The sequence below is a fragment of the Longimicrobiaceae bacterium genome, assembly GCA_035696245.1.
GTDB lineage: Bacteria > Gemmatimonadota > Gemmatimonadetes > Longimicrobiales > Longimicrobiaceae > DASRQW01.
Window position 1 is genome coordinate 1 of the sequence record DASRQW010000284.1, and the last position, 12,318, is coordinate 12,318.

The 12,318-nt window shown below is 70.2% G+C and carries 14 protein-coding genes; all 14 read left to right on the plus strand.

The features are described from left to right. The coding region (locus tag VFE05_13145; GenBank protein HET6231012.1) for a hypothetical protein at positions 1-1,021 on the plus strand (1,021 nt) is incomplete at its 5' end. A gap of 506 nt (positions 1,022-1,527) precedes the next feature. Then, a complete protein-coding gene (locus VFE05_13150; protein ID HET6231013.1) occupies positions 1,528-1,704 on the plus strand; it encodes a hypothetical protein in 177 nt (58 codons plus the stop codon). A gap of 187 nt (positions 1,705-1,891) precedes the next feature. After that, positions 1,892-2,398, plus strand: coding sequence for a helix-turn-helix domain-containing protein (locus VFE05_13155; protein ID HET6231014.1), 507 nt, complete (start codon positions 1,892-1,894; stop codon positions 2,396-2,398). Continuing rightward, complete coding sequence (locus tag VFE05_13160) at positions 2,337-2,963, plus strand: IS630 family transposase (GenBank protein ID HET6231015.1); 627 nt, start codon at positions 2,337-2,339, stop codon at positions 2,961-2,963. Before VFE05_13155 ends, VFE05_13160 begins: the two co-directional genes overlap by 62 nt. A 275-nt stretch (positions 2,964-3,238) precedes the next feature. Beyond that, positions 3,239-3,433 carry a hypothetical protein gene (locus tag VFE05_13165; GenBank protein HET6231016.1) on the plus strand — a complete coding sequence of 65 codons (195 nt, stop codon included), beginning with the start codon at positions 3,239-3,241 and terminating at the stop codon, positions 3,431-3,433. Positions 3,434-3,630: 197 nt separating this feature from the next. Continuing rightward, positions 3,631-4,719 carry an ATP-binding protein gene (locus VFE05_13170; GenBank protein ID HET6231017.1) on the plus strand — a complete coding sequence of 363 codons (1,089 nt, stop codon included), beginning with the start codon at positions 3,631-3,633 and terminating at the stop codon, positions 4,717-4,719. Next, positions 4,716-6,077 (plus strand): sigma-54 dependent transcriptional regulator, encoded by a 1,362-nt coding sequence (locus tag VFE05_13175; GenBank protein ID HET6231018.1) that lies wholly within the window; start codon positions 4,716-4,718, stop codon positions 6,075-6,077. Before VFE05_13170 ends, VFE05_13175 begins: the two co-directional genes overlap by 4 nt. A gap of 136 nt (positions 6,078-6,213) precedes the next feature. Next, a complete protein-coding gene (locus tag VFE05_13180; GenBank protein ID HET6231019.1) occupies positions 6,214-6,705 on the plus strand; it encodes a prepilin-type N-terminal cleavage/methylation domain-containing protein in 492 nt (163 codons plus the stop codon). A 677-nt stretch (positions 6,706-7,382) separates the two neighbouring features. Then, entirely contained in the window at positions 7,383-7,844 is a 462-nt protein-coding gene (locus VFE05_13185) for a GspH/FimT family pseudopilin (protein HET6231020.1), read from the plus strand. Further along, positions 7,834-8,238, plus strand: coding sequence for a prepilin-type N-terminal cleavage/methylation domain-containing protein (locus VFE05_13190; protein HET6231021.1), 405 nt, complete (start codon positions 7,834-7,836; stop codon positions 8,236-8,238). Before VFE05_13185 ends, VFE05_13190 begins: the two co-directional genes overlap by 11 nt. After that, a complete protein-coding gene (locus tag VFE05_13195) occupies positions 8,238-9,119 on the plus strand; it encodes a prepilin-type N-terminal cleavage/methylation domain-containing protein (protein HET6231022.1) in 882 nt (293 codons plus the stop codon). Before VFE05_13190 ends, VFE05_13195 begins: the two co-directional genes overlap by 1 nt. An 18-nt stretch (positions 9,120-9,137) precedes the next feature. Then, positions 9,138-10,328 (plus strand): hypothetical protein, encoded by a 1,191-nt coding sequence (locus tag VFE05_13200; protein ID HET6231023.1) that lies wholly within the window; start codon positions 9,138-9,140, stop codon positions 10,326-10,328. A gap of 151 nt (positions 10,329-10,479) precedes the next feature. Continuing rightward, positions 10,480-11,529 carry a type IV pilus assembly protein PilM gene (gene pilM, locus VFE05_13205; GenBank protein HET6231024.1) on the plus strand — a complete coding sequence of 350 codons (1,050 nt, stop codon included), beginning with the start codon at positions 10,480-10,482 and terminating at the stop codon, positions 11,527-11,529. 16 nt (positions 11,530-11,545) lie between these two features. Next, positions 11,546-12,316: a PilN domain-containing protein gene (locus tag VFE05_13210; protein HET6231025.1), complete on the plus strand. Its 771-nt coding sequence runs from the start codon at positions 11,546-11,548 to the stop codon at positions 12,314-12,316. Positions 12,317-12,318: the final 2 nt, after the last annotated feature.

A 12,318-nucleotide genomic window follows, 5' to 3' on the forward strand; every position in this document is an offset into this window, starting at 1 on the left:
GGCCCACGGCGTGACGCTGGCCGAGCCGCTGGGCAGCGTGATGCTGCCGAACGACAAGGAGCACTTCGGCTTCCACGACGGCATCGCCCAGCCGCGCATCACCGGCCTGGGCGGGGGAGACGCGCAGCCGGCGCAGGGACCGGAGATCCCCGCGGGCGAGGTGGTGCTGGGCTACCCGAACGCGTACGGGAAGCTGCCCCTCACGCCCACCGTGGCCGAGACCCCCGCCGCCGGCCGCCTGCTGCCCGAGGCGCCGCCGGAGCCGGGCGGAACCGCCCCGCGCCGCCGCGACCTGGGCCGCAATGGCAGCTACCTCGCGTTCCGGCAGCTGGAGCAGGACGTGCGCGGCTTCTGGAGCTTCGCCGACCAGCGGAGCGGGTCCCAGCCGGAGCGGCGCAAGTGGCTGGCGAGCAAGATGGTGGGCCGCTGGCCCAACGGCGCGCCCCTCGTCCACCACGCCGACAGCGAGCCGGCGGAGTACGATCCCGCCACCGCGAACGACTTCCTCTACACCGGCGACCTGCCGGGCGACCGCTGCCCCGTGGGCTCCCACGTGCGCCGCTGCAACCCGCGCGACGGCATGCAGCCCAATCCCGAGGAGTCGCTGCTCGTGGCCGACCGCCACCGGCTGCTGCGCCGCGGCCGCGCGTACGGGCCGCCGCTGGACCCGCAGCTCGATCCCGCCGCCATGCTCGCCGCGGACGATCCCGCGGCGGGTGACCGCGGGCTGCACTTCATCTGCTTCAACAGCGACCTGGTGCGGCAGTTCGAGTTCGTGCAGAACACCTGGGTCAATAACATGAAGTTCGACGGGCTCTACCAGGATCCCGACGCGCTCATCGCCCCGCACGTGGATCCCGCCACGGCCAAGCACCCGGAGCAGGTGAGCAGCTTCACCGTCCAGCGCTGCCCCGTGCGCCACCGCGAGACGGGCGTGCCGCGCTTCGTGACCATGCGCGGCGGCGCGTATCTCTTCATGCCCGGCATCCGGGCCCTCCAGTTCCTCGCCGCCGGCGATTGACGGCTTCCGCGTCTTCCGTACGGCATACGAAGGCCGGGCGCCCCGCAGCGTCCGGCCTTCGTCCTTCCTTCGAGCGAGAGCCTGCGTCCCAATTCGTCGTTCTGCTACTGCGCAAGGCGACGGGTGGCGGCCGCCGTCAGACATTTGGGCGGTGGTGCGTTGTTAGCCAGCCCGGCACCTGGCGGCTGCACTACGCAGAGGCCGTTGCGCGACGGCGTCCGCGCTGTACCTTCAGGCACGCGCCTCCCAGGCTGGGAGATGGTGCGAATGTGGCGGAAAACCTTACGCCGGCTGGCTTTCCGCGGCCGGCGCAGTCGTTCCGGTCCTGGAGATGGAAGGCGTCGGCAGTACGCGGACGCGCAACTTGGACAGGTTGATGTAGCAGTTGGCGTAGCTGTTTCTCGTTGGAACAGATCTTGATTTGCGGATTGCGATCGGCGTCGCGCTTTCGTTCGTGCGCGGGCAGTTTCTCCACACGTTTAGCCGGTAGCATGGATCCTTTCACGATGGCCGCCCTGGCGGTGCCCACGCTGGCCGCGGCCGGGCTGGGCCTCAAGCGCCTGATCACCCCTGCATGTCCGCGCTGCAAGGCGAAGAGCTGGGACCGCAAGCTGTGTCGCCCGCTGCTCTTCTGCCGCAAGTGCGCCACCCGCTGCGACACGCAGCTCCGCGTCTACAACTGACGATGCCGCAGGGCCGAACGTCCTGCGCGACCATGAAGGTTTTTCCGGGCCCGCCATACTCCGGCGGGCCCGTTCTTCGTCTCTCGCCCCGTTCCGGGTCCTCCGACTGATACGTAATCCGTGTAAATCGACAGAGGTATTGCTATAGTGGTGAGGGAAAATGGGTCCCCTCACCTGGAGGTGTGCAGTGCGCAAAAGGGTCGAACTTGCTCCGCATCAGACCCGCGAGCAACTCCGTACGCAATACCGCAACAGCAGCGATCCGGTGGAGCGTCCGCGCCTGCAAGCGTTGTGGATGCTCGCCGACGGCTGTTCTCGCCAAGAAGTCGCGCGCACGATGGGCTACGGTGTCGAGTGGGTCCGGCGTGTGACGGTCCGGTACAACGCGGCGGGCGTGGCTAGCGTCGGCGATAAACGGCACCAGAACCGTGGACATCCTCCCCTGCTCGACGCTGCGCAGACGGCCGAGCTGGAAAAGGCACTGGAAGGGCTCTCGCCCGACGGGACCCCGTGGAGCGGACCCAAGGTGGCGCGCTGGATGAGCGAGAAGCTTGGGCGCGAGATCCGCGTGCAGCGCGGCTGGGACTACCTGCGCCGCACCGAGCACACCCTTCAGACGCCTCGGCCTCAGCATCAAGGAGGCGACGCCGAGGCGCAGGCCTGCTTTCCGGCGTGTCCTGCCCCTGGCGTATGAGGCGGCAGCTCTGGCCTATGCCAGGACACGCGTAGAGCTCTGGGCCATGGACGAGCACCGAATTGGGCTCAAGCCCATTCTGCGGAAGGTCTGGTCCAAGCGGGGCAAGCGCCCCGTGGCCGTGATCCGCCCCCGCTACAAGTGGCTCTGGGTCGTCGCCTTCGTCTGCCCGGAAAGCGGCAAGACCATCTGGTGGCTCGTCCCCGCGCTCAACGCTCCCACGTTCGCGCGGCTCCTCGCTGGCTTCGCTGAGGAATGCGGCGCCGGCGAGGACTTCCGCATCCTGCTCGTCCTCGACAACGCGGGTTGGCACACCGGACGCGAGGCCATCGTCCCCACGGGGATCGAGATGGTCCCACTGCCCCCATACAGTCCCGAATTGCAGCCTGCCGAACACCTGTGGGCGCTTTGCGACGCGGTGCTCGTCAACCAATGCTTCGACTCACTCGCCGTTCTGGAAGCGGTTTTGGCAGCACACCTCGTCCACCTCTGTGGCCGGCGCGAGCAGATTCGCTCCCTCACCTGCTTCCACTGGTGGCCGACAGCCCCGCCTACACCGATTTAAGCGGATTGCGTATGAGCACTCTCATCGCACACTGACGAACGCTGCTACGCGGCGCCGTGACAGGTGCCGAGATCGTCGTGGAAGATGAGGCGAAGGAATGAGTTGCGGGCGGTCGGGAGATGCGGGGCGGCTGGACGCCCGGCCAGGCTCGCGCGGCCCCTGCCGGGGTGTTACTGTACCGATGCAGGACATCGCGACGGTGCCCGCGCCCGCGGTGGAGCGTCGCCCCGAGGGGCACGGGCAGACGGAGACGTACCGCAATCCCTGGAGGAGCCATGAGGAAGCCGGTGAGCAAGCACGCGCTGCGCAGGGCCCTGGAGCTGGCGCAGGCCGACGGGGTGTTGAGCTGGACCGAGCCCACGGGCGCCGTGGTAGACCGCGTCTGGCACGAGATCGAGAAGGAGGCCTTCGACGCGCCCCGCAAGAAGCCGGCGTCCCGCGACACCCTGCGCGAGCCCGTGGAGGCCTGATCGTCCCCCACGAAACCGGCCGGCGAGCGGAGCCCCGCAGGCCCGCGCCGCAGGAGAGCCCCGCGCGACGCCGGGGCTCTCTTCGCGGCGAGCTGCTCTTCAACCTCACCTTCCTGGCCGCCGCCGCGCTCCTGCTGGCCGTCGGCACCAGCCGCCTCTTCGACCTGCTCAGCGTCACCGGCACGCCCAGCCCGTGGGTGCTGCTCGCGCTGCCGGTGGCCGACGTGCTCGCCTTCGTCGTGCTCGGCCGCTACCTCATCGACCGCAGCGTCGTGCGCCCGCTCTCCGACGCCGTCGCCACCGCCGAGGCCATCGCGGGCGGCGACTACCAGCGCCGCGCCATCCCCGGCGACACGCGCGAGACCGCGGCCCTGGCGCACGCCCTGAACCGCCTCACCGACCAGCTGCTGGAGAACCAGTCGCGCCTCGCCGAGAACGTGAGGTCGCTCGACGACACCAACCGCCTGCTCCTGGCCACCCAGCGGGAACTGGTGCAGGCCGAGAAGATGGCTTCCATCGGCCGTCTGGCCGCGGGCGTGGCGCACGAGGTGGGCAACCCACTGGGCGCGCTGCTGGGCTACGGCGGCATCCTGCGCCGCCGCGGCACCGACCCCGAGGTGGCCGAGGGCGTGGAGCGCGAGTCGCGCCGCATCGACCGCATCGTCCGTGGGCTGCTGGACTTCGCGCGGCAGGGGCCGCCGCAGCGTGAGCCGGTGGACCTGAACGCGTCGCTCCGCAAGGTGATCGACCTCCTCCGCTCGCAGGGGAAGCTGGCCGAGGTGGAGCTGGACCTGAACCTCCAGCCGGACCTGCCGCCCGTGACGGGCGAGTCGCACTCCGTGGACCAGGTCTTCGTCAACCTGCTCGCGAACGCGGACGCGGCCATGGAGGGCCGCGGGCGCGTGACCGTCCTCACCCGCGCCGAGGCGTACATGCCGGACCGGCCCGTCCCGCCGCGGCGCGTGGACGACCCGCCGGGCGTGTCGTACGCGCACCTCCGGCGGGCGCGCTACACGTCCAGCCGCGACGGCAGCCTCATCGAGCCGGGCACGCAGATCGTGCGCGTCGTCATAGCCGACACGGGGCCGGGCATCCCCGTGGCCAACATCGACGCCGTGTTCGACCCCTTCTTCACCACCCGCGCGCCGGGCGAAGGCACGGGGCTCGGGCTTGCCATCGTCGCCAGCACCATGTCAGACTTCGGGGGCCGCATCGAGGCCTCCTCGGCCGAGGGCGGCGGCGCCGTCTTCACCCTCACCTTCCGCACCTTCCGGAGCCAGACGTGACCGACCGCCGCATCCTGGTCGTGGACGACGAGGCGGGCCTCCGCCACACCCTGCTCCTCATCCTCCGCGACGAGGGCTACCAGGTGCAGGTGGCCGACGACGGCGAGACGGGCCTGCGCATGGCCCTGGCCGAGCCGCCCGAGCTCATCCTGTGCGACATCCGCATGCCGCGGCTGGGCGGGCTGGACTTCCTGGAGCAGTACCAGGCGGCCGGCGGCACCGCGCTGGTGGTGATGATGAGCGCGTACGGCACGCTGGAGACCGCCATCGAGGCCATGCGCCGCGGCGCGTACGACTACATCTCCAAGCCCTTCAACGCCGACGAGGTGCTCCTCACCCTCCGCAAGGCCGAGGAGCGCGAGCAGCTTCGGCGCGAGGTGGCCAGGCTGCGCAAGGACCTCAAGCAGGTGGAAGGGTTCGAAGGGGTCGTGGGCGCGTCCGCCGCCATGCGCGAGGTGCAGGACCTGGCTGCGCGCGTGGCCCCGTTCCCATCCACCGTCCTGCTCACGGGCGAGAGCGGGAGCGGCAAGGAGGCCATCGCCCGCGCCATCCACCGCGCGTCGCCGCGGCGCGACCGGGCGTTCGTGGCGGTCAACTGCGGCGCGATCCCCGAGAACCTGCTGGAGAGCGAGCTGTTCGGGCACGAGAAGGGCGCCTTCACCGGCGCCGACCGCGCCCGCGAGGGACTCTTCGAGGAGGCCGACGGCGGCACGCTCTTCCTGGACGAGATCGGCGAGCTCACCGCGCCGCTCCAGGTCAAGCTGCTGCGCGTGCTCCAGGAGCGCACCATCCGCCGCGTGGGCGGCAGCGGCGAGAAGCCGGTGGACGTGCGCGTGCTCGCCGCCACCTCGCGCGACCTGGTGGACGAGGTGCGCGGCGGCCGCTTCCGCGACGACCTCTTCTATCGCATCAACGTCGTGCAGGTGCACCTCCCGCCGCTCCGCGCCCGGCCCGAGGACGTGCCGCCGCTGGCCGAGCACTTCCTGGTCCGCCACGCCGCGCGCCTGGGCATTCCCGCGCAGCCGCTCCCCAAGGCGCTGGTGCCGGTCCTGGCCGCGTACTCGTGGCCCGGCAACGTGCGCGAGCTGGAGAACGTGATGGAGCGCGCACTCGTCCTCTCCGGCGGCAGCATCGGCGAGGAGCACCTGCCCGCGCACGTCCGCACCGGCAAGCACCCCTTCGACATCCGCGACGACGACGGCGACCTCTCCGTGAAGCGCCGCCTGCCCGCGCTGGAGCGCACGCTCATCGCCCGCGCGCTGGAGCGCAGCCAGGGCAACCGCACCCGCGCCGCCGAGCTGCTGGACCTGTCCGTCCGCGCGCTTTCGTACAAGATCCAGGACTACGGGCTGGAGTAGGCCGGGACAGGGGAGCGCTCCGCTCACGACACCCTTGCGCACCCAGGTGTCCACACCGTACACTATTGCCGCTCGTTTAGAGCCCTGAGAAAACATCGTCCATACACGCAGTCTCCACCAACGCGACGGGTAACGCATGCGCCACGGCCTGAGGGAGCTGGGGGTCACGCTGATCGAGGTGATGACGGTGGTGGTGCTGGTCGGGATCGTGAGCGCGCTGGCGGTCCCGGCGTGGAACCGCGTGCTGGCCGACATGCGCAGACGCAGCGCGACCAACCTGGTCGTGAACGACATCTTCTACACGCGCATGCTGGCCGTGCGCTCCGGCCGGAGTGCGGTGATGCGCTTCGACGGCGGCGGGCGGTGCCCCATGGGCGCGGGCGCGCGGGTGGTGTCCGAAGGCTACCGCGTCGTCATCTCGGGGCCCGTGGAGCACGAGGTGAAGGCCGTCTCCCTCCGGGCCACGCTGGGCAAGGTCTGCCTCCAGACGAACAACTCCGACTCCATCGCCTTCGACTCGCGCGGCCTGCTGATCCCCTTCGCCAACCGCACCCTCTGGCTGGACGGCGGTACAGGCGTCAATGACACCGTCAGCATCTCCGTCGTAGGCCGCGTCCTCCGCCGCTGACATCCAGCGCCGGATCGAGACGCACCGCATCCTACTCTGCGAATCAACAAAGCGAGATCGGTGAATACCGCCCAGCCAAGCCAACGCCGCATCGTTCGACCTGAATCCGCGGATGTGGATCGGAGATGGCGTTCGGACCGCTCTCGTTCGCACGATGCGGAGCAGAGATGTGTGGATCGGAGATGTGGATCAGAGATGTGGACCTGCGGATCGGGATCGGGACGATGGTTTCGGAGAATGTGGCTTCGACGATGTGGATTGGACGGCGGGAGTCGGTTGATGTAGATAGGCGGGGGATGATGCGCATCAGCGGAAACTGCGCAGGTGGATTATTCGCGGCGGATGAGTAGATGTGGGTCGGCGATGGAGTTGCGCGGATGAGAGGGTTGCAACATGCCGCGATCGATGCGAAATGCAGCACGCCGCCGGCTTGTCGGGGCGGACTCCGCTCCCGCCGTTGCGCGCGGGAATGATGATCGCACGGCCATGCACCGGCGCGCAGAACGGGCCTTCTCCACGCGAGCGCGGCGGCAAACAACGCCCTTCGCGGTAAACGGCTGCGGAAAACTTTGCCGGACGGGAAAGATGTGACGCGGCCCCGTGGCCCCACCGTCCTCGTAAACCATGGTGTTTACACGACGTTGGGCGCGGCACGGGTCTTCCTTACTGCGCCCGGCATGTCTCCCCAATTCCGCAGGGTCGCCGGCCGCTCCGGCTATACGCTGATCGAGCTGATCACCGTGGTGGTGCTCGTGGGCGTCGTGTACGCGCTCGCCGCGCCGCGGCTCACGGGCTACATGTCCAACCAGAAGGTGCAGCGCGCCATGGACCGCATGGCCTCGGACGTGGGCTTCGCCCGCATCCAGGCCGTCCGCGAGGGCCAGCCGGTGCAGCTCATCCTGACGGGGTACCGCACCTACGACGTGAAGGTGCTGGACGGCACGGCCGCCGGAAAGATCGTGCGGAACACCGACCTGGGCATGGCGAGCGGCGTGACGCTTGGGCCGTCGGGCAGTTCCGTGACCTTCGACTCGCGCGGGCTGCTCACCGCCGGCTCGGCGACGTTCACGGCAACGCGCGGGTCGTACACCGCGCAGATCACCATCACCCCCATCGGCAGGGTCCGGCGTGACTACTGAACATCGCGAGGCCGGGGCCGGGCTGGACCGGCGGGGCTTCACCCTCCTGGAGATGCTGGTGGCCATGATGATCATGGCCGTGGGCCTGGTCGGCCTGGAGTCGCTCACCTGGACCGCGGTGCGGCAGGTCGCGCGGGCCCAGCGGCAGACCCGCTTCGTCTCCATAGCCACCGACACGCTGGAGCAGACCGTGGCCCGCGTGCGCTTCGGCAACGTGACGCCGTCTTCCAGCGTCACGCGCAGCGTGGACGGCGCCACCATGCTCATCCAGTACTCGTCCGCCGGCGGGCTCCGCACCGTGTCGGTCAAGGTGACGCCGCCGTCGTCGTCCATCGGCGCCGGCCGGGCCTTCACCGCCGCCGACACCGTTCGGCTCAGCCAGAGCATCTACTGATGCGCCAGCCCACCCCCCTCCCGCGCGGCCGCTCCGGCTTCACGCTCATCGAGATCCTGGTCTCGCTGATGATCTCGGCGCTGTTCGCCACCGCGCTCTTCCAGCTCCTGCGCATGCAGGGCGGCATGTTCGCCCGCAACAGCGGCCAGGAAGAGGTGCAGCAGAACGCCCGCGGCGCGCTCCAGGTCATCAGCGGCGAGCTTCGCGGCGTGCCCGCGCAGGGCGGCATCTACTCGGCAAACGACCAGTCGCTCACCGTGCTGGTGCCGCACGCGTGGGGCGTGGCCTGCCCCGGCGGCACCGCCACGCAGATGGAGGTCGTCTTCCCGCCTCTGGACGGGAACGTCATCACGCGCACCACGGGCAGCGGGCTCCTGGCCGACATGTCGGCCGGCACGGCCGCGCGCAACATGCAGCCCAACATCTACGGCGCCACGGTGGCCGCCATCACCGCGCGCACGGCGTTCGTTCCCGCCGCCGACGCGCAGTGCGCCACGCTGGCCGCGGGCGCCGACGCCATCGGCTACCGCTTCACGGGCACCAACTTCCCCGTGGCCCCGCCCGCCGGCAACCTGGTGATGCTGTACGAGTCGGTGACGTACGACGTGGGCCAGAGCGAGGGCAAGTGGTGGGTGCGGCGCAGCTACGGCGGCACCCAGCAGCCCATCGCCGGCCCGCTCGAGGACAACACGACCGGCCTGCGCTTCCAGTACTACACGGGCACCTCCGCCACGCCGCTCAACGCGGCCCCCGGCCGCAACGAGACGACGGACACCACGATCCACCGCATCGGGGTCAAGATCCGGATGCGGAGCACGGCGACCGCCTCCGCGCAGTACCAGACCCAGCGGGACGACCTCACCGTCCAGCTGCGCAACTAGCCACACAGGCCCATGCCCATGCCCGGTCGCACCCTCCTCCGCCCCGTGCTGGACCGCCACGGCGTCGCGCTTCCCCTGGCGCTGCTGGGGCTGGTCGCCATGACGCTGCTGGTGACCACCATGATGATGACCACGTCTACCGAGGCCGCCGTCAGCTCGGCCGGCGCGGGCGCGGCGCAGTCGCTGTACGACGCCGAGAGCGGCCTCCAGGCCTACATCGCCCAGAACCAGGCGGTGGCGCTCACGCCGCTGACCACCGACTTCACGATCCCCGGCACGGGCCGGCAGACGCGCATCGTGGTCACGCAGCTGATGGAGCGCCTGAACGCCGACAACAGCAGCATGACCGTCACGGCGATCACGTCCACGCCCCTTCGCACCAACCCCACGCGCCTCTCCGGGCGCCCGGTGGTGAGCATGGTCACGCAGACGTTCCCGCCGCCCATCAACCTGAACATCAAGTCGTCGGTCACCATGGGCGGCGACCTGGACGTGCAGGGCAACGCCTTCACCGTCAACGGCGCCTCCACGGCGTGCGGCAACGGCTCGGCGGGCGTGCAGGCGGTGACGGGCGCCACCGGGTCGCAGGTGAGCGCCAACGGCAACGGCATCTCCAACTTCACGGGCGTGGACAGCCTCGGGCACGCCACCACGGGCAACGCGGCCATCGCGCAGAGCGGCCTCAGCAAGCAGCAGCTGGAGCTGATGGCGCTGGGCGGCAAGACGCTGCCGCAGCTCATCGCCGCGCTGCCGGCGCGCGACAAGTACGGACCGGCCTACGCCGTCAACGGCGTGACCCGCACCTTCCCCGGCACGGTGGGGCCGCCGTCCACGCCGGACTCGGTGGCGGTGGTGGACGCCAACGGCGGCACGGTGTCGCTCCTGGGCGGCGGCGGGATGCTGATCATCACCAACGGCAACCTGAGCATGCAGGGGAACGCCACCTTCAACGGCATCATCCTGGTGGACGGCAACTTCGAGCTCGGCGGCACTCCGCGGGTCAACGGCGCCATCATCAGCCTCTCGGTCACCGGCCAGAACCGCATCGCCCTCACCGACGGCGGCGACAACAGCGACATCCACGGCAACGTGACGGTGCAGTTCAACCGCTGCATGACCAACGCGGCGCAGCGGGCCTTCACCAACGCGGCCACCGGGAACCCCACCACGACCACCCAGTCGTACGGCTGGTTCGAGGTGGTGCGCTAACCTCGCGCGGCGCCGCCACAAGGCCACGCTTGACGCTCGTTGTGGGCCGCGCTATCGTAACCGAACACCTTCCGCAAACCTGCGCACCTGCCGGAGCCCCGCAGAGGGGGCTCCGCGCTCCGCGAATCCCATCGTACGGACCACTCGCCTCATGGCATCGTTACTCAGGCGCGGCAAGACCACGGTAGGGCTGGACGTGGGCAGCGGCTTCATCAAGCTGGCCGTGATCGATCACTCGGGCAGCGAGCCCGAGCTCACCCACGTCTCCTTCACCCCCCTCTTCGCCGACGCGATCGTGGAGGGCGAGGTCATGGACCCGCAGATCGTGGTGGACACCATTCAGTCGCTGCTCACCACGGCGGGGATCAAGTCGAAGAACGTGGTGGCGTCGGTGGGCGGGCGCGACGTGATGGTGAAGAAGATCCAGATGGACCGGATGAAGGAGTCCGACGCGCGCGAGGTGATCCGCTGGGAGGCCGAGCAGTACGTGCCCTTCGACATGGAGAACGTGCAGCTCGACTTCCAGATCCTGGACCCGCTCGAGGCCGGCCTGCAGATGAGCGTGCTGCTGGTGGCCGCCAAGCGCGAGGTGGTGGACCAGAAGGTCTCGCTGCTGCGCGACGCGGGCATCGCCCCCTCGCTGATGGACGTGGACGCCTTCGCGCTGCACAACGCCTTCGAGCACAACTACCCCGAGGCGATGACGGGCGTGGTGGCCCTGGTCAACGTGGGCCACGAGATCTCGACGGTGAACCTGCTGCAGGACGGCACGCTCATCCTCACGCGCGACGTGCCGTTCGGGTCCCGCCGCCTGCGCGAGGACCTGCGCCGCCTGCACGGCCTGAGCGCCGACGAGGCCGACGCGGTGCTCCAGGGCCGCTCGCCGCGCGCCGCCGAGTTCCGCGACCTGCTGGCCGACGGCTGCGAGGAGCTGGCGCTGGGCGTGGAGCGCGCCGCGGCTTTCCTGTCGATGGGCGACTCCGGCGGGCAGGGGCTGGGCCGGGTCTACCTGTCCGGCGGCGGCGCCAAGATCCCCGGCCTGCTGGACGTGGTGGCCGGCCGCGTGCGCGCCCGCTGCGAGCTGGCCAGCCCGCTCCAGCGCCTGCGCGTGCGGCCCGGCATCTCCACCCTGTTCCCCATGGACGAGCTGGCCCCCATGCTGATGCTCTCCGTGGGCCTCGCCCTCCGCACCGCCGCCTGAGCCGGAAAGACTCCCTGTGATCGAGATCAATCTCCTCCCCGGCGGCGCAGCCCGCCGGCCCACCGCCGCGCGCGGCGTGGCCGGGAGCAAGATGTCGCTGCCCAAGATGGGCGGCGACCCGCGCGAGGTGGCGCTGGGCGCGCTGGCCGTAGCGCTGCTGCTGCTGGCCGCGTGGAGCTGGTGGAGCACCGGCCAGCGCCGCGACGAGCTGCAGGGGCAGGTGGAGCGCGAGACGGCCGACTCCACGCGCCTGACCGGCACCATCAATCTGGTGGCCTCGGTGGATGCGAAGAAGGACACCATCGAGCGCAAGATCGGCGTGATCCGCAGCGTGGACGAGCGGCGCTACGTGTGGCCGCACATCCTGGACGAGGTGAGCCGGGCGACGCCGCAGTACACGTGGCTCACCAAGATCGCTTCTTCCGAGCAGTCGGGCCCCTCCCCGGTGCCGGGCCGCCCCGCGCCCCCGCCCCCCGCCGCGAAGCCCGACACCGCCAAGCCCGACACGACGGCGGCGGCGCGCGCAGCCCGCGAGCAGGCCCGGGCCGACTCGGTCCGTCTCGCCGTACCCGGCTTCACGGTCGAGGGCAACACGGCCAGCCCGCAGGCGCTCACGCGCTTCATGAAGAACCTGGAGGCCTCGCCCATGATCAAGGACGTGACGCTGGTGACCAGCCAGCAGTCGGCCGAGGTAGGGCGGACCTTCCTGAAGTTCACGCTCGAGGCCAAGTACGAGATCCCGGACAGCTCCATCGTCCAGACCGTTCCCGTCGTCGCGACCCGGTGACC

Excerpts from the sequence above, each read along its gene's own strand:
- VFE05_13200 (HET6231023.1), top strand. The coding sequence starts at position 9,138 with ATGCCCGGTCGCACCCTCCTCCGCCCCGTGCTGGACCGCCACGGCGTC.
- VFE05_13195 (HET6231022.1), top strand. The coding sequence starts at position 8,238 with ATGCGCCAGCCCACCCCCCTCCCGCGCGGCCGCTCCGGCTTCACGCTC.
- VFE05_13150 (HET6231013.1), top strand. The coding sequence starts at position 1,528 with ATGGCCGCCCTGGCGGTGCCCACGCTGGCCGCGGCCGGGCTGGGCCTC.
- VFE05_13185 (HET6231020.1), top strand. The coding sequence starts at position 7,383 with ATGTCTCCCCAATTCCGCAGGGTCGCCGGCCGCTCCGGCTATACGCTG.
- VFE05_13165 (HET6231016.1), top strand. The coding sequence starts at position 3,239 with ATGAGGAAGCCGGTGAGCAAGCACGCGCTGCGCAGGGCCCTGGAGCTG.
- pilM (HET6231024.1), top strand. The coding sequence starts at position 10,480 with ATGGCATCGTTACTCAGGCGCGGCAAGACCACGGTAGGGCTGGACGTG.
- VFE05_13180 (HET6231019.1), top strand. The coding sequence starts at position 6,214 with ATGCGCCACGGCCTGAGGGAGCTGGGGGTCACGCTGATCGAGGTGATG.